The following is a 14379-nucleotide window of genomic DNA, read 5'->3' on the forward strand; positions in this document are numbered from 1 at the left end:
GGCGTACAGAACCACTCCACAGGAGGACCCCAGTGGCGAAGGCGAAGTTCGAGCGGACTAAGCCGCACGTCAACATCGGCACCATCGGTCACATCGACCACGGTAAGACGACCCTTACCGCGGCGATCACCAAGGTGCTGCATGACGCGTTCCCGGACCTGAACGAGGCCTCGGCCTTCGAGAACATCGACAAGGCTCCTGAGGAGCGCCAGCGCGGTATTACGATTTCGATCGCGCACGTCGAGTACCAGACGGAGAACCGTCACTACGCCCACGTCGACTGCCCGGGTCACGCGGACTACATCAAGAACATGATCACCGGTGCCGCCCAGATGGACGGCGCGATCCTCGTGGTCGCCGCGACCGACGGTCCGATGCCGCAGACCAAGGAGCACGTGCTCCTGGCCCGCCAGGTCGGCGTTCCCTACATCGTTGTCGCCCTGAACAAGGCCGACATGGTGGACGACGAGGAGATCCTGGAGCTCGTCGAGCTCGAGGTCCGCGAGCTCCTCTCCGAGTACGAGTTCCCGGGCGACGACGTTCCGGTCGTCAAGGTCTCGGCGCTGAAGGCGCTCGAGGGCGACAAGGAGTGGGGCGAGTCCGTCCTCAAGCTCATGGCCGCCGTCGACGAGGCGATCCCGGAGCCGGAGCGCGACACCGACAAGCCGTTCCTGATGCCGATCGAGGACGTCTTCACCATCACCGGTCGCGGTACGGTCGTCACCGGCCGTATCGAGCGCGGTGTGCTGAAGGTCAACGAGAACGTTGACATCATCGGCATCAAGCAGGAGAAGACCTCCACCACGGTCACCGGCATCGAGATGTTCCGGAAGCTGCTGGACGAGGGCCAGGCCGGTGAGAACGTCGGTCTGCTGCTCCGCGGCATCAAGCGCGAGGACGTCGAGCGCGGCCAGGTCATCATCAAGCCCGGTTCGGTCACCCCGCACACCGAGTTCGAGGCCCAGGCCTACATCCTGTCGAAGGACGAGGGTGGCCGTCACACCCCGTTCTTCAACAACTACCGCCCGCAGTTCTACTTCCGTACCACGGACGTGACCGGCGTCGTGACCCTCCCCGAGGGCACCGAGATGGTCATGCCGGGCGACAACACCTCCATGTCCGTCCAGCTGATCCAGCCGGTCGCCATGGAGGAGGGCCTGAAGTTCGCCATCCGTGAGGGTGGCCGGACCGTGGGCGCCGGCCAGGTCACCAAGATCAACAAGTAAGTCTCTTACTTGACGATCCGGGAGACCGGTCGCTCCTAGCGAGCGAGGCCCCGTGCACCTTCGGGTGTACGGGGCCTTTCGCATGCTGTGACGCACCGGACAGCCGCCGCGGAGCCCGAACTCCCTACGATGGGGCTGTCGGCGCGCACCTCGGTACGAGGGCGCGACCCTTTCCTCTCGGGAGTGACGCCATGCTGCGCACCATGTTCAAGTCCAAGATCCACCGGGCGACCGTGACCCAGGCCGATCTGCACTACGTGGGGTCGGTGACGGTCGACGCGGAGCTGATGGAAGCCGCAGATCTGCTGCCCGGCGAGCTGGTCCACATCGTCGACATCACCAATGGGGCCCGGCTGGAGACGTATGTGATCGAGGGGGAGCGGGGGAGCGGCGTCATCGGGATCAATGGCGCGGCCGCGCATCTCGTACACCCGGGGGACTTGGTGATTCTCATCAGCTACGCGCAGGTGGAGGACGCCGAGGCGCGGGCGATGAAGCCCAGCGTCGTCCATGTGGACGCCGGGAACCGGATCGTGGCGCTGGGGGCCGACGCCTCCGCTCCCGTGCCGGGAAGCGGCCAGCAGCGCAGCCCGCAGGCGGTCGTCCCGGCCGGCTGAGGAGGGGCCGCGGGGCCCGCCCGGAAGCGATCAAGGCGGGCCCGGGGATTCGTTCGGTGTGGCGTGGGGTACTCTCTCCCCTTCGGTTGGCCAGCCGTGTGCCCCATATGGCACACTAGCCAAGTTGCTCGGTTGAGTGCCGATGCTGCGCGCCTCCCGCCGGGAGGACTGGAAGCGAGTCCCAGGTATTCGTCATCCCTTCTCAGGGGTGGAAGTACGGGAATCTTCCGGGAAGCGTCAGCGGGGTGCCTCAGCCAGGCGCCCGGTGGGTGTCCATGACCCCACGTTCTCCTTCTCGAAGGATCTCCCCTGCGGAGATATGCGGGAAGGGATGCGACACGCCCGACCGCGTGGGTCGGCGAAGAGCGAGAGCGTACGGATGTGGGCCGTGTCTCAGAAAGGCACAAGCACACCGGGTCCCAGAGCGTTACGAGACAAAGGACTACACAGTAGCCATGGCGGGACAGAAGATCCGCATCCGGCTCAAGGCCTACGACCACGAGGTCATCGACAGCTCGGCGAAGAAGATCGTCGAGACGGTGACCCGCACTGGTGCGTCGGTCGCGGGCCCGGTGCCGCTGCCCACTGAAAAGAACGTGTACTGCGTCATCAAGTCGCCGCACAAGTACAAGGACGCGCGCGAGCACTTCGAGATGCGGACGCACAAGCGCCTGATCGACATCCTCGACCCGACGCCGAAGACCGTTGACTCCCTGATGCGACTCGACCTTCCGGCCGGTGTCGACATCGAGATCAAGCTCTGAGGCGGGTGATCTGAGAATGGCTAAGCAGATCAAGGGCCTCCTGGGCGAGAAGCTCGGCATGACCCAGGTGTGGGACGACAACAACCGCGTTGTCCCCGTCACCGTGGTCAAGGCCGGTCCCTGTGTCGTTACCCAGGTGCGCACCGCAGACCAGGACGGTTACGACTCCGTCCAGATCGCCTTCGGCGAGATCGACCCGCGCAAGGTGAACAAGCCCCTCAAGGGCCACTTCGCCAAGGCCGACGTCACCCCCCGTCGTCACCTCGTCGAGGTCCGTACCGCCGACGCCGGCGAGTACACCCTCGGCCAGGAGATCAATGCCGAGGTCTTCGACTCCGGCATCAAGGTGGACGTGACCGGCAAGACCAAGGGCAAGGGCACCGCCGGTGTCATGAAGCGTCACGGCTTCCACGGCGGCAAGGCTTCCCACGGTGCGCACCGCGTGCACCGCAAGCCGGGCTCCATCGGTGGCTGCGCCACCCCGGGCCGTGTCTTCAAGGGCATGCGCATGTCCGGCCGTATGGGCAACGAGCGGGTCACCACCCAGAACCTGACCGTCCACGCCGTTGACGCGGAGAAGGGACTGCTGCTCATCAAGGGCGCCGTCCCCGGTCCGAACGGCGGCCTCGTCCTGGTCCGTACCGCGGCCAAGGGGGCCTGAGGTAACCGATGAGCACCATTGACATCCTTTCGCCGGCAGGCGACAAGGCCGGGACCGTCGAGCTCCCCGCGGAGATCTTCGACGCGAAGGTCAGCGTTCCGCTGATCCACCAGGTCGTCGTCGCACAGCTGGCCGCTGCCCGCCAGGGCACGCACAAGACCAAGACCCGTGGCGAGGTCCGCGGCGGTGGCAAGAAGCCGTACCGCCAGAAGGGCACCGGCCGCGCGCGTCAGGGTTCGACCCGTGCGCCGCAGTTCGCCGGCGGTGGCATCGTCCACGGCCCCGTGCCGCGTGACTACTCGCAGCGGACCCCGAAGAAGATGAAGGCCGCCGCCCTGCGCGGTGCCCTCACCGACCGGGCCCGCAACTCGCGTATCCACGTCGTTTCCGGCGTGGTCGAGGGTGCGACCTCCACCAAGGCCGCCAAGGCGCTGTTCGGCAAGATCTCGGAGCGCAAGAACCTGCTCCTGGTCGCCGAGCGCAGCGACGAGGCCGCGTGGCTGTCCGCCCGCAACCTGCCCCAGGTTCACATCCTGGAGCCGGGCCAGCTGAACACGTACGACGTGCTCGTCTCGGACGACGTGGTCTTCACCCAGACCGCTTTCGAGTCCTTCGTGTCTGGCCCCAAGGCCGTTGAGACCGAAGGGAGCGACGCCTGATGAGTGAGGCCGTCGTCACCAGCAAGACCTTCACGGACCACCGTGACGTGCTGAAGAAGCCCGTCGTGTCCGAGAAGAGCTACGCGCTGCTGGACGAGAACAAGTACACGTTCATCGTCGACCCGCGTGCCAACAAGACCCAGATCAAGCAGGCCGTCGAGGCGGTCTTCTCGGTCAAGGTCACCGGGGTGAACACGATCAACCGGCAGGGCAAGCGCAAGCGCACCCGCACCGGTTTCGGCAAGCGCGCTGACACCAAGCGCGCCATCGTGACCCTCGCCGAGGGCGACCGCATCGACATCTTCGGCGGTCCGACCGCCTAACGGCGGTCTGGATCGTCCGGAATCGGACGAGGACTGAGAAATGGGTATCCGCAAGTACAAGCCGACGACCCCGGGCCGTCGTGGCTCCAGCGTCGCCGACTTTGTCGAGATCACGCGGTCCACGCCGGAGAAGTCGCTGGTTCGCCCGCTGCACAGCAAGGGCGGCCGTAACAACGCCGGTCGTGTGACCGTTCGCCACCAGGGCGGTGGCCACAAGCGCGCCTACCGAGTGATCGACTTCCGTCGTCACGACAAGGACGGCGTGCCGGCCAAGGTCGCGCACATCGAGTACGACCCGAACCGCACCGCGCGCATCGCGCTCCTGCACTACGCGGACGGCGAGAAGCGCTACATCATCGCCCCCCGCGGCCTGTCGCAGGGCGACCGGATTGAGAACGGCCCCGGCGCCGACATCAAGCCCGGCAACAACCTGGCGCTGCGCAACATCCCGGTCGGTACGACCATCCACGCCATCGAGCTGCGGCCCGGCGGCGGCGCGAAGTTCGCCCGTTCCGCGGGTGCCTCCGTGCAGCTGCTGGCGAAGGAGGGCACCATGGCCCACCTTCGTATGCCGTCGGGTGAGATCCGCCTGGTCGACGTCCGCTGCCGCGCCACTGTCGGCGAGGTCGGCAACGCCGAGCAGTCGAACATCAACTGGGGCAAGGCCGGCCGCATGCGCTGGAAGGGCGTCCGCCCGACCGTGCGTGGTGTCGTGATGAACCCCGTCGACCACCCGCACGGTGGTGGTGAGGGCAAGACCTCCGGTGGTCGCCACCCGGTCTCGCCGTGGGGTCAGAAGGAGGGTCGTACGCGTTCGCCGAAGAAGGCTTCGAACAAGTACATCGTCCGCCGCCGCAAGACGAACAAGAAGCGCTAGGAGCGGGTTTAGATGCCGCGCAGTCTCAAGAAGGGGCCCTTCGTCGACGACCACCTGATCAAGAAGGTGGATGTCCAGAACGAAGCCGGCACCAAGAACGTCATCAAGACCTGGTCCCGTCGCTCCATGATCGTGCCGGCCATGCTCGGCCACACGCTGGCGGTGCACAACGGCAAGACCCACGTCCCGGTGTTCGTCACCGAGTCGATGGTCGGCCACAAGCTCGGCGAGTTTGCGCCGACCCGCACCTTCCGCGGCCACGAGAAGGACGACCGCAAGTCGCGTCGTCGCTGATCAGCGGAAGAGCGAAGACTATGACTGACACCGAAGGGACAACCATGGAAGCCAGGGCCCAGGCGCGCTACGTGCGTGTCACGCCCATGAAGGCCCGCCGCGTGGTGGACCTTGTCCGTGGCATGGATGCCACGGAGGCTCAGGCGGTCCTGCGTTTCGCCCCGCAGGCCGCGAGCGTGCCGGTGGGCAAGGTGCTGGACAGCGCCATTGCCAACGCCGCGCACAACTACGACCACACGGACGCCTCTCAGCTGTTCATCAGCGAGGCGTACGTCGACGAGGGCCCGACCCTGAAGCGGTTCCGTCCGCGCGCTCAGGGCCGTGCCTACCGGATCCGCAAGCGGACCAGCCACATCACTGTGGTCGTCAGCAGCAAGGAAGGAACCCGGTAATGGGCCAGAAGGTAAACCCGCACGGGTTCCGGCTCGGCATCACCACGGACTTCAAGAGCCGCTGGTACGCCGACAAGCTGTACAAGGACTACGTCAAGGAAGACGTCGCCATTCGTCGCATGATGACGAAGGGCATGGAGCGCGCCGGTATCTCCAAGGTGGAGATCGAGCGCACCCGTGAGCGCGTCCGCGTTGACATCCACACCGCCCGTCCGGGCATCGTCATCGGCCGCCGCGGCGCCGAGGCCGACCGCATCCGCGGTGAGCTGGAGAAGCTCACCGGCAAGCAGGTCCAGCTGAACATCCTCGAGGTCAAGAACCCCGAGACGGATGCCCAGCTGGTCGCGCAGGCCGTCGCGGAGCAGCTGTCCTCGCGCGTCTCCTTCCGTCGCGCCATGCGTAAGAGCATGCAGTCGACGATGAAGGCCGGCGCCAAGGGCATCAAGATCCAGTGCGGTGGCCGTCTCGGCGGCGCCGAGATGTCCCGCTCGGAGTTCTACCGCGAGGGCCGCGTGCCCCTGCACACGCTCCGTGCGAACGTCGACTACGGCTTCTTCGAGGCCAAGACGACCTTCGGCCGCATCGGCGTGAAGGTCTGGATCTACAAGGGCGACGTCAAGAACATCGCCGAGGTTCGCGCCGAGAACGCCGCTGCCCGTGCGGGTAACCGCCCGGCCCGCGGTGGCAACGACCGCCCGCGCCGTGGTGGCGAGCGTGGCGGCCGCGGCCGCAAGCCGCAGCAGCAGAACGCCGCTGCCGAGGCCCCCAAGGCCGAGGCCGCTGCCGCTGCTCCGGCTGAGAGCACCGGACAGGAGGCCTGACCGACATGCTGATCCCTCGCAGGGTCAAGCACCGCAAGCAGCACCACCCGAAGCGCAATGGCATGGCCAAGGGTGGCACCGAGCTGGCCTTCGGTGAGTACGGCATCCAGGCCGTCACCCCGGCTTACGTGACGAACCGGCAGATCGAGTCCGCTCGTATCGCCATGACTCGTCACATCAAGCGTGGCGGCAAGGTGTGGATCAACATCTACCCCGACCGTCCGCTGACGAAGAAGCCGGCCGAGACCCGCATGGGTTCCGGTAAGGGTTCTCCGGAGTGGTGGGTCGCGAACGTCAAGCCCGGCCGGGTGATGTTCGAGCTGTCCTTCCCGAACGAAAAGGTTGCCAAGGAGGCGCTGACCCGCGCCGCCCACAAGCTTCCGATGAAGTGCCGCATCGTGCGGCGCGAGGCAGGTGAGTCGTGATGGCGGCCGGTACCAAGGCGACCGAGCTGCGCGAGCTGAACAACGAGGACCTCGTTGCCAAGCTTCGTGAGGCCAAGGAGGAGCTGTTCAACCTCCGCTTCCAGGCGGCGACCGGACAGCTCGAAAACCACGGCCGGCTGAAGGCCGTCCGCAAGGACATCGCCCGGATCTACACCCTGATGCGGGAGCGCGAGCTCGGCATCGAGACGGTGGAGAGCGCCTGATGAGCGAGACGAATGTGACTGAGAAGAACGAGCGCGGCTTCCGCAAGACCCGCGAGGGTCTGGTCGTCAGCGACAAGATGGACAAGACCGTCGTCGTCGCCGTCGAGGACCGCGTCAAGCACGCGCTGTACGGCAAGGTCATCCGTCGTACGAACAAGCTCAAGGCGCACGACGAGCAGAACGCCGCGGGCGTGGGCGACCGTGTCCTCCTCATGGAGACCCGGCCGACCTCCGCGACGAAGCGCTGGCGCGTCGTCGAGATCCTCGAGAAGGCCAAGTAATTCCCGTTAGGGAATTGCGGCAAGCACATCCCCCCGAGGGGGATTCCCTCGGAAAAGTTCCGCCAGGCTCGGCAGGGGTTTCACGTGAAACCCCTGCCGGGAACCGGCAGACGATCAGGAGATAGACGTGATCCAGCAGGAGTCTCGGCTGCGCGTCGCCGACAACACGGGTGCGAAGGAAATTCTCACCATCCGTGTTCTCGGTGGCTCGGGCCGACGCTACGCGGGCATCGGTGACGTCATCGTCGCCACCGTGAAGGATGCGATCCCCGGTGGCAACGTGAAGAAGGGTGACGTCGTCAAGGCGGTCATCGTGCGCACCGTGAAGGAGCGCCGCCGTCCCGACGGTTCGTACATCCGCTTCGACGAGAACGCGGCCGTCATCCTCAAGAACGATGGCGACCCCCGCGGCACCCGTATCTTCGGCCCCGTGGGCCGTGAGCTGCGCGAGAAGAAGTTCATGAAGATCATCTCGCTCGCGCCGGAGGTGCTGTAACCGATGAAGATCAAGAAGGGCGACCTGGTCCAGGTCATCACCGGTAAGGACAAGGGCAAGCAGGGCAAGGTCATCGCGGCCTTCCCCCGCGAGGACCGCGTCCTGGTCGAGGGTGTCAACCGGGTCAAGAAGCACACCAAGGCCGGTCAGACCGCTCGCGGTTCGCAGACCGGCGGCATCGTGACGACCGAGGCCCCGATCCACGTGAGCAACGTTCAGCTCGTGGTGGAGAAGGACGGCAACAAGGTCGTCACCCGCGTCGGGTACCGCTTCGATGACGAAGGCAACAAGATCCGCGTTGCCAAGCGGACCGGTGAGGACATCTGATGACTGCCACCACCAATGCGCCGCGCCTGAAGCAGCGCTACCGCGAAGAGATCGCCGGGAAGCTGAAGGACGAGTTCTCGTACGAGAACGTCATGCAGATCCCCGGTCTGACCAAGATCGTGGTCAACATGGGTGTGGGCGACGCCGCCCGCGACTCCAAGCTGATCGAGGGCGCCATCCGCGACCTCACCACGATCACCGGCCAGAAGCCGGCCGTGACCAAGGCCCGCAAGTCCATCGCGCAGTTCAAGCTGCGTGAGGGCCAGCCGATCGGTGCCCACGTCACCCTCCGCGGTGACCGCATGTGGGAGTTCCTGGACCGCCTGCTGTCGCTCGCGCTGCCGCGCATCCGCGACTTCCGTGGTCTGTCGCCGAAGCAGTTCGACGGCCGGGGCAACTACACCTTCGGTCTCACGGAGCAGGTCATGTTCCACGAGATCGACCAGGACAAGATCGACCGTACCCGGGGTATGGACATCACCGTGGTCACCACGGCGACCAACGACGACGAGGGCCGCGCCCTCCTCCGTCACCTCGGCTTCCCGTTCAAGGAGGCGTGAGCGAGATGGCGAAGAAGGCTCTCATCGCGAAGGCTGCTCGCAAGCCCAAGTTCGGCGTGCGCGCGTACACCCGCTGCCAGCGCTGCGGTCGTCCGCACTCCGTTTACCGCAAGTTCGGCCTCTGCCGCGTGTGCCTTCGTGAGATGGCTCACCGTGGCGAGCTGCCGGGCGTGACCAAGAGCTCCTGGTAAATCCCCACTTGGGATTTACCGGAGGCTCTCGGTAAGCATTCGGATGGCGTGGCGCCCCACCCCTATCACCTAGAGTGGAAGGGTTGGGCGCCCGCCGCCCGAGACCGACCGCGGGCCACCGTGCCCGCTCAAAGTCGCTTACTACGCCGTAGGTCCCCGTGCCGCACCCGTCCCGCCCGTGAGTGGGGAGAGGGATGGCGCATATAGGAAACCCCGGCGAGAGAGGCCGAAGGCCAATTCATGACCATGACTGACCCCATCGCAGACATGCTGACCCGTCTGCGTAACGCGAACTCGGCATACCACGACACCGTGTCGATGCCGCACAGCAAGATCAAGTCGCACATCGCGGAAATCCTCCAGCAGGAGGGCTACATCACCGGCTGGAAGGTCGAGGACGCCGAGGTCGGCAAGAACCTCGTCCTCGAGCTGAAGTTCGGCCCGAACCGCGAGCGCTCGATCGCCGGCATCAAGCGGATTTCGAAGCCGGGCCTGCGGGTCTACGCAAAGTCCACCAACCTGCCGAAGGTCCTCGGCGGCCTGGGCGTGGCGATCATCTCCACGTCCCACGGTCTCCTGACCGGTCAGCAGGCCAGCAAGAAGGGTGTAGGCGGAGAAGTTCTCGCCTACGTCTGGTAACCAGGGAACGGAGGAAAAGCTAATGTCGCGTATTGGCAAGCTGCCCATCCAGGTTCCCGCTGGTGTGGACGTCACCATCGATGGCCGGACGGTCTCCGTGAAGGGCCCCAAGGGTTCCCTTCAGCACACGGTCGCCGCGCCCATCGAGGTCGCCAAGGGTGAGGACGGCGCGATCAGCGTCACCCGCCCGAACGACGAGCGTCAGAACAAGGCCCTGCACGGCCTGTCCCGCACGCTGGTGGCGAACATGATCACCGGCGTGACCCAGGGCTACAGCAAGGCGCTCGAGATCAGCGGTGTGGGTTACCGCGTCCAGGCGAAGGGCTCCAACCTGGAGTTCTCGCTGGGCTACAGCCACCCGATCCTGATCGAGGCCCCCGAGGGCATCTCGTTCAAGGTCGAGTCCCCGACCAAGCTCAGCGTCGAGGGCATCGACAAGCAGAAGGTCGGCGAGGTCGCCGCGAACATCCGCAAGCTGCGCAAGCCCGACCCGTACAAGGCCAAGGGCGTCAAGTACGCCGGCGAGGTCATCCGCCGCAAGGTCGGAAAGGCTGGTAAGTAAGCCATGGCATACGGTGTGAAGATCGCTAAGGGTGACGCCTACAAGCGCGCCGCCGCTAAGCGTCGCCACATCCGCATCCGTAAGCGGATTTCGGGTACCCCGGAGCGCCCGCGTCTCGTCGTGACGCGCTCCAACCGTGGCATCACCGCCCAGGTCATCGACGACATCAAGGGCCACACGCTGGCCTCTGCGTCGACCCTGGACGCGTCGATCCGTGGTGGCGAGGGCGACAAGAGCGCGCAGGCCAAGCAGGTCGGCGCCCTGGTCGCCGAGCGTGCCAAGGCCGCCGGTGTCGAGGCCGTCGTGTTCGACCGTGGTGGCAAGCAGTACGCCGGGCGGATTGCCGCTCTGGCCGACGCCGCCCGCGAAGCCGGGCTGAAGTTCTGAGCCCCGGTTCCGTAGCTAGCGGACAAAGCAGAGAGAGGTAATTCCAATGGCTGGACCCCAGCGCCGCGGTGGCGGCGCCGGTGGCGGCGAGCGGCGGGACCGTAAGGACCGGCGGGACGGCGGCGCAGCTGCCGAAAAGACCGCTTACGTCGAGCGTGTTGTCGCCATCAACCGTGTCGCCAAGGTTGTGAAGGGTGGTCGTCGCTTCAGCTTCACCGCGCTGGTCGTGGTGGGCGACGGTGACGGCACCGTGGGTGTCGGTTACGGCAAGGCCAAGGAGGTGCCGGCCGCCATCGCCAAGGGTGTTGAGGAGGCCAAGAAGCACTTCTTCAAGGTCCCCCGTATCGCCGGCACCATCCCGCACCCCATCCAGGGCGAGAAGGCCGCGGGCGTCGTCCTGCTCAAGCCTGCTTCCCCCGGTACCGGTGTGATCGCCGGTGGCCCGGTGCGCGCCGTGCTCGAGTGCGCCGGCATCCACGACGTGCTGAGCAAGTCGCTCGGTTCGTCGAACCCGATCAACATCGTGCACGCCACGGTGACCGCGCTTCAGGGCCTTCAGCGCCCCGAGGAGATCGCGGCCCGTCGTGGCCTGCCGCTGGAGGACGTTGCTCCCGCCGCTCTGCTGCGGGCGCGTGCCGGGGTGAACGCGTGATGCGGATCAAGATCACCCAGACGAAGTCCTACATCGGTAGCAAGCAGAACCACCGCGACACGCTCCGTTCGCTCGGCCTCAAGCGCCTGAACGACAGCGTCGTCCGGGAGGCCCGCCCCGAGGTCGTCGGCATGGTGCACACCGTCCGCCACCTCGTGACGGTTGAGGAGGTCGACTGACATGGCGGAGAACAACCCGCTGAAGGTCCACAACCTCCGTCCTGCCCCGGGCGCCAAGACCGCCAAGACCCGTGTGGGTCGTGGTGAGGCGTCCAAGGGTAAGACCGCTGGTCGTGGTACCAAGGGCACCAAGGCCCGTTACCAGGTTCCGGAGCGCTTCGAGGGTGGCCAGATGCCCCTCCACATGCGTCTCCCGAAGCTGAAGGGCTTCAAGAACCCCGCCCACAAGCAGTTCCAGGTCGTGAACCTGGAGAAGCTGGCCGCGCTCTACCCGCAGGGTGGCGAGGTCACGGTGGCCGACCTGGTCGCCAAGGGCGCGGTGCGCAACAACGAGCTCGTCAAGGTCCTGGGCCAGGGCGAGATCTCCGTGGCGCTGACGGTGACGGTCGACGCCGTTTCCGGCTCCGCCAAGGAGAAGATCGCCGCCGCCGGCGGCAGCGTCACCGAGCTGCTCTGACACCTCTCTGACGCCGCTCCGACGCGAGTGAATCAACTGACCGGGGATGCCCACGAATTGGGGCATCCCCGGTTGGTCGTTCCAAGGGGGGCATGGTCGCCGGTAAGGTGGCGTGCACTATTGCTGTACTTTCGCCGGGGGCTGCTACTTCAGGTCACTGATGTGGCAGGCCGCGGAGATTACGCCGCGCGGCCGGGGGCCGCGCGGTTTTCGGCCGCTCAGTATTCGTAGATCCTCAAGACCGTCACCTCTCGCCCACGAGGCGGGGGGCGCAGGAGGCACCGTGCTCACCGCGTTCGCCCGAGCGTTCAAGACGCCCGACCTGCGCAAGAAGCTGCTGTTCACGCTGGGCATCGTGCTGGTCTATCGGCTCGGGGCGCACGTACCGGTTCCTGGAGTGAACTACTCCAACGTCGAAACCTGCATGAAGCAGGCCGGCTCCGGTAGTGGGCTTTTCGGCCTGGTGAACATGTTCAGCGGCGGTGCGCTGCTCAAGATCACACTCTTCGCGCTCGGGATCATGCCGTACATCACGGCGAGCATCATCCTTCAGCTGCTCACCGTGGTGATCCCACGGCTGGAGGCCCTGAAGAAGGAGGGGCAGTCCGGGCAGGCGAAGATCACGCAGTACACCCGGTACCTCACCGTGGCACTCGCGATCCTGCAGGGCACCGGCCTGGTGGCCACGGCCCGCAGTGGCTCGCTCTTCAGCACGTGCACCCTGCGCAACGAAATCATTCCCGACCCGGCCATCTTCACGACCATCACGATGGTCATCTGCATGACCGCCGGCACCGGCGTGGTCATGTGGCTGGGTGAGCTCATCACGGACCGCGGCATCGGCAACGGCATGTCGATCCTGATGTTCATCTCGATCGCCTCCGGTTTCCCGGCCGCGCTGTGGCAGATCAAGGTGTCCGGCAAGCTCGCCGACGGCTGGATCGAATTCGGTTCCGTGATTGCCATCGGACTCGTGATGATCGCGCTGGTGGTCTTCGTCGAGCAGGCTCAGCGCCGTATCCCCGTGCAGTACGCCAAGCGCATGATCGGGCGTCGTTCGTACGGCGGAACGTCCACCTATATCCCGCTCAAGGTGAATCAGGCAGGTGTGATTCCTGTCATTTTCGCGTCGTCGCTGCTCTACATCCCTGCGCTGATCGCGCAGTTCAGCGGCTCGAAGGCAGGCTGGGCCACGTGGCTTCAGACACACTTCCAGCGCGGAGATGGGCCGGTTTACATCGTTACGTACTTCCTGCTGATCGTGTTCTTCGCCTTCTTCTACGTCGCCATCTCCTTCAACCCCGAAGAAGTTGCCGACAACATGAAGAAGTATGGTGGCTTCATCCCGGGTATCCGGGCTGGTCGCCCGACGGCCGAGTACCTCAGCTACGTGCTCAACCGGATCACGTGGCCGGGCTCGCTGTATCTGGGTCTCATTGCACTGGTGCCAACGGTGGCGCTGGTGCTCTTCAACGCGGACCAGAACTTCCCGTTCGGCGGGACGAGCATCCTGATCATCGTGGGTGTGGGTCTGGAGACCGTGAAGCAGATCGAGAGCCAGCTTCAGCAGCGTAACTACGAAGGGTTCCTCCGCTGATGCGAATCGTCCTCGTCGGTCCTCCTGGGGCAGGCAAGGGTACGCAGGCTGCGTACCTCGCCGAGAACCTCGCGATCCCGCACATCTCCACGGGCGACCTGTTCCGCGCCAACATCAGCCAGGGCACGCCCCTCGGGCTTGAGGCCAAGTCGTACATGGACGCGGGAAACCTGGTCCCGGACGAGGTCACCATCGGGATGGCGCGCGACCGGATGAACCAGGCCGACGCCGCGAACGGCTTCCTGCTGGACGGCTTCCCGCGGAACGTCTCGCAGGCCGAGGCGCTGGACGAGGCCCTCAAGGACGACAGCGTGCAGCTGGACGCGGTCCTGGACCTGGAGGTCCCCGAGGACGAGGTGGTCAAGCGCATCGCCGGCCGCCGCATCTGTCGCAAGGACTCGGGCCATGTCTTTCACGTGGCCTACAACCCGCCGAAGCAGGAGGGCGTCTGCGACGTCTGCGGCGGCGAGCTGTACCAGCGCGACGACGACCGCGAGGACACCGTCCGCAACCGTCTTGAGGTCTACCACACGCAGACCGAGCCGATCATCGACTACTACCGCGCGCAGGGCCTGGTGACCACCATCTCGGCGATGGGCAAGGTCCAGGATGTCACCGCGCGCGCGATGGCGGCGCTGGAGCGCGAAGCGGCGTAAGCGCTCACGCACTCTCCGATACGGCCGTGGTCCCCGGCAGGGGGGCCACGGCCGTATCGTGTATGGGGCGGCTTTCCCGGCCGCCGCAGAAACGTCCCAGTAGTCGGTGCAG

At 65.9% G+C, this 14379-nt stretch carries 25 protein-coding genes; all 25 read left to right on the plus strand.

Features of this window, described 5'->3' with window-relative positions; genetic code table 11:
* Positions 1-32 precede the first annotated feature (32 nt).
* The 25 genes from tuf to AB0I82_RS26090 all read left to right on the plus strand — a co-directional run bounded on the left by tuf (position 33) and on the right by AB0I82_RS26090 (position 14267).
* A complete protein-coding gene (tuf, locus tag AB0I82_RS25970) occupies positions 33-1226 on the plus strand; it encodes an elongation factor Tu (RefSeq protein WP_363259763.1) in 1194 nt (397 codons plus the stop codon).
* Between the two features lie 191 nt (positions 1227-1417).
* Positions 1418-1843 (plus strand): aspartate 1-decarboxylase, encoded by a 426-nt coding sequence (gene panD, locus AB0I82_RS25975; protein ID WP_363259764.1) that lies wholly within the window; start codon positions 1418-1420, stop codon positions 1841-1843.
* 455 nt (positions 1844-2298) lie between these two features.
* Positions 2299-2607 (plus strand): 30S ribosomal protein S10, encoded by a 309-nt coding sequence (gene rpsJ, locus AB0I82_RS25980; protein ID WP_014054162.1) that lies wholly within the window; start codon positions 2299-2301, stop codon positions 2605-2607.
* 16 nt (positions 2608-2623) lie between these two features.
* Entirely contained in the window at positions 2624-3268 is a 645-nt protein-coding gene (gene rplC, locus AB0I82_RS25985; protein ID WP_363259766.1) for a 50S ribosomal protein L3, read from the plus strand.
* An 8-nt stretch (positions 3269-3276) separates the two neighbouring features.
* The gene (rplD, locus tag AB0I82_RS25990; RefSeq protein ID WP_363259767.1) at positions 3277-3927 is read left to right on the plus strand and encodes a 50S ribosomal protein L4; all 651 of its coding nucleotides are present in this window, start codon (positions 3277-3279) and stop codon (positions 3925-3927) included.
* The gene (rplW, locus tag AB0I82_RS25995; protein WP_030262807.1) at positions 3927-4250 is read left to right on the plus strand and encodes a 50S ribosomal protein L23; all 324 of its coding nucleotides are present in this window, start codon (positions 3927-3929) and stop codon (positions 4248-4250) included. The genes rplD and rplW overlap by 1 nt, the downstream gene beginning before the upstream one ends.
* A 40-nt stretch (positions 4251-4290) precedes the next feature.
* Positions 4291-5127: a 50S ribosomal protein L2 gene (gene rplB, locus AB0I82_RS26000; RefSeq protein WP_030262808.1), complete on the plus strand. Its 837-nt coding sequence runs from the start codon at positions 4291-4293 to the stop codon at positions 5125-5127.
* A 12-nt stretch (positions 5128-5139) separates the two neighbouring features.
* Complete coding sequence (gene rpsS / locus AB0I82_RS26005) at positions 5140-5421, plus strand: 30S ribosomal protein S19 (protein ID WP_030262810.1); 282 nt, start codon at positions 5140-5142, stop codon at positions 5419-5421.
* A 44-nt stretch (positions 5422-5465) separates the two neighbouring features.
* On the plus strand, positions 5466-5813 hold the full coding sequence (gene rplV / locus AB0I82_RS26010) for a 50S ribosomal protein L22 (protein WP_037772835.1): 348 nt from the start codon (positions 5466-5468) through the stop codon (positions 5811-5813).
* Positions 5813-6634, plus strand: a complete 822-nt coding sequence (gene rpsC, locus AB0I82_RS26015; RefSeq protein ID WP_363259768.1) for a 30S ribosomal protein S3 — start codon at positions 5813-5815, stop codon at positions 6632-6634. Before rplV ends, rpsC begins: the two co-directional genes overlap by 1 nt.
* Before the next feature lie 5 nt (positions 6635-6639).
* Complete coding sequence (gene rplP / locus AB0I82_RS26020; RefSeq protein ID WP_004571829.1) at positions 6640-7059, plus strand: 50S ribosomal protein L16; 420 nt, start codon at positions 6640-6642, stop codon at positions 7057-7059.
* Entirely contained in the window at positions 7059-7283 is a 225-nt protein-coding gene (rpmC, locus tag AB0I82_RS26025) for a 50S ribosomal protein L29 (protein ID WP_004950453.1), read from the plus strand. Before rplP ends, rpmC begins: the two co-directional genes overlap by 1 nt.
* The gene (gene rpsQ, locus AB0I82_RS26030; protein WP_030262818.1) at positions 7283-7564 is read left to right on the plus strand and encodes a 30S ribosomal protein S17; all 282 of its coding nucleotides are present in this window, start codon (positions 7283-7285) and stop codon (positions 7562-7564) included. The genes rpmC and rpsQ overlap by 1 nt, the downstream gene beginning before the upstream one ends.
* 127 nt (positions 7565-7691) lie before the next feature.
* Positions 7692-8060, plus strand: coding sequence for a 50S ribosomal protein L14 (gene rplN / locus AB0I82_RS26035; protein WP_003974257.1), 369 nt, complete (start codon positions 7692-7694; stop codon positions 8058-8060).
* 3 nt (positions 8061-8063) lie between these two features.
* Positions 8064-8387, plus strand: a complete 324-nt coding sequence (rplX, locus tag AB0I82_RS26040) for a 50S ribosomal protein L24 (protein WP_019888758.1) — start codon at positions 8064-8066, stop codon at positions 8385-8387.
* Positions 8387-8947, plus strand: a complete 561-nt coding sequence (gene rplE, locus AB0I82_RS26045) for a 50S ribosomal protein L5 (protein ID WP_030262823.1) — start codon at positions 8387-8389, stop codon at positions 8945-8947. The genes rplX and rplE overlap by 1 nt, the downstream gene beginning before the upstream one ends.
* A 5-nt stretch (positions 8948-8952) precedes the next feature.
* The gene (locus AB0I82_RS26050; RefSeq protein ID WP_003956452.1) at positions 8953-9138 is read left to right on the plus strand and encodes a type Z 30S ribosomal protein S14; all 186 of its coding nucleotides are present in this window, start codon (positions 8953-8955) and stop codon (positions 9136-9138) included.
* Positions 9139-9378: 240 nt separating this feature from the next.
* Positions 9379-9777: a 30S ribosomal protein S8 gene (rpsH, locus tag AB0I82_RS26055; RefSeq protein WP_030262826.1), complete on the plus strand. Its 399-nt coding sequence runs from the start codon at positions 9379-9381 to the stop codon at positions 9775-9777.
* A 22-nt stretch (positions 9778-9799) separates the two neighbouring features.
* Positions 9800-10339 carry a 50S ribosomal protein L6 gene (gene rplF, locus AB0I82_RS26060; RefSeq protein ID WP_363259769.1) on the plus strand — a complete coding sequence of 180 codons (540 nt, stop codon included), beginning with the start codon at positions 9800-9802 and terminating at the stop codon, positions 10337-10339.
* A gap of 3 nt (positions 10340-10342) precedes the next feature.
* A complete protein-coding gene (gene rplR / locus AB0I82_RS26065) occupies positions 10343-10726 on the plus strand; it encodes a 50S ribosomal protein L18 (protein ID WP_030262832.1) in 384 nt (127 codons plus the stop codon).
* A gap of 46 nt (positions 10727-10772) precedes the next feature.
* Complete coding sequence (rpsE, locus tag AB0I82_RS26070) at positions 10773-11378, plus strand: 30S ribosomal protein S5 (RefSeq protein ID WP_030262835.1); 606 nt, start codon at positions 10773-10775, stop codon at positions 11376-11378.
* The gene (rpmD, locus tag AB0I82_RS26075) at positions 11375-11557 is read left to right on the plus strand and encodes a 50S ribosomal protein L30 (protein ID WP_031050958.1); all 183 of its coding nucleotides are present in this window, start codon (positions 11375-11377) and stop codon (positions 11555-11557) included. Before rpsE ends, rpmD begins: the two co-directional genes overlap by 4 nt.
* A gap of 1 nt (position 11558) precedes the next feature.
* Entirely contained in the window at positions 11559-12014 is a 456-nt protein-coding gene (rplO, locus tag AB0I82_RS26080) for a 50S ribosomal protein L15 (protein ID WP_351590560.1), read from the plus strand.
* A 283-nt stretch (positions 12015-12297) separates the two neighbouring features.
* On the plus strand, positions 12298-13611 hold the full coding sequence (gene secY, locus AB0I82_RS26085; RefSeq protein WP_030262844.1) for a preprotein translocase subunit SecY: 1314 nt from the start codon (positions 12298-12300) through the stop codon (positions 13609-13611).
* Complete coding sequence (locus AB0I82_RS26090) at positions 13611-14267, plus strand: adenylate kinase (RefSeq protein ID WP_363259770.1); 657 nt, start codon at positions 13611-13613, stop codon at positions 14265-14267. The genes secY and AB0I82_RS26090 overlap by 1 nt, the downstream gene beginning before the upstream one ends.
* Positions 14268-14379 lie beyond the last annotated feature (112 nt).

This window comes from Streptomyces sp. NPDC050315 (genome assembly GCF_040655775.1).
Classification (GTDB): domain Bacteria; phylum Actinomycetota; class Actinomycetes; order Streptomycetales; family Streptomycetaceae; genus Streptomyces.

Coding starts and splice junctions, on each gene's coding strand:
- AB0I82_RS26050 (WP_003956452.1), top strand. CDS start 8,953: ATGGCGAAGAAGGCTCTCATCGCGAAGGCTGCTCGCAAGCCCAAGTTC.
- rplD (WP_363259767.1), top strand. CDS start 3,277: ATGAGCACCATTGACATCCTTTCGCCGGCAGGCGACAAGGCCGGGACC.
- rpsE (WP_030262835.1), top strand. CDS start 10,773: ATGGCTGGACCCCAGCGCCGCGGTGGCGGCGCCGGTGGCGGCGAGCGG.
- rplV (WP_037772835.1), top strand. CDS start 5,466: ATGGAAGCCAGGGCCCAGGCGCGCTACGTGCGTGTCACGCCCATGAAG.
- rplP (WP_004571829.1), top strand. CDS start 6,640: ATGCTGATCCCTCGCAGGGTCAAGCACCGCAAGCAGCACCACCCGAAG.
- rpsJ (WP_014054162.1), top strand. CDS start 2,299: ATGGCGGGACAGAAGATCCGCATCCGGCTCAAGGCCTACGACCACGAG.
- rpsQ (WP_030262818.1), top strand. CDS start 7,283: ATGAGCGAGACGAATGTGACTGAGAAGAACGAGCGCGGCTTCCGCAAG.
- rplO (WP_351590560.1), top strand. CDS start 11,559: ATGGCGGAGAACAACCCGCTGAAGGTCCACAACCTCCGTCCTGCCCCG.
- rplX (WP_019888758.1), top strand. CDS start 8,064: ATGAAGATCAAGAAGGGCGACCTGGTCCAGGTCATCACCGGTAAGGAC.
- rpsC (WP_363259768.1), top strand. CDS start 5,813: ATGGGCCAGAAGGTAAACCCGCACGGGTTCCGGCTCGGCATCACCACG.
- rplC (WP_363259766.1), top strand. CDS start 2,624: ATGGCTAAGCAGATCAAGGGCCTCCTGGGCGAGAAGCTCGGCATGACC.
- rplF (WP_363259769.1), top strand. CDS start 9,800: ATGTCGCGTATTGGCAAGCTGCCCATCCAGGTTCCCGCTGGTGTGGAC.
- rpsH (WP_030262826.1), top strand. CDS start 9,379: ATGACCATGACTGACCCCATCGCAGACATGCTGACCCGTCTGCGTAAC.
- rplW (WP_030262807.1), top strand. CDS start 3,927: ATGAGTGAGGCCGTCGTCACCAGCAAGACCTTCACGGACCACCGTGAC.
- rplE (WP_030262823.1), top strand. CDS start 8,387: ATGACTGCCACCACCAATGCGCCGCGCCTGAAGCAGCGCTACCGCGAA.
- rpmC (WP_004950453.1), top strand. CDS start 7,059: ATGGCGGCCGGTACCAAGGCGACCGAGCTGCGCGAGCTGAACAACGAG.
- rplB (WP_030262808.1), top strand. CDS start 4,291: ATGGGTATCCGCAAGTACAAGCCGACGACCCCGGGCCGTCGTGGCTCC.
- rpsS (WP_030262810.1), top strand. CDS start 5,140: ATGCCGCGCAGTCTCAAGAAGGGGCCCTTCGTCGACGACCACCTGATC.
- rplR (WP_030262832.1), top strand. CDS start 10,343: ATGGCATACGGTGTGAAGATCGCTAAGGGTGACGCCTACAAGCGCGCC.
- AB0I82_RS26090 (WP_363259770.1), top strand. CDS start 13,611: ATGCGAATCGTCCTCGTCGGTCCTCCTGGGGCAGGCAAGGGTACGCAG.
- panD (WP_363259764.1), top strand. CDS start 1,418: ATGCTGCGCACCATGTTCAAGTCCAAGATCCACCGGGCGACCGTGACC.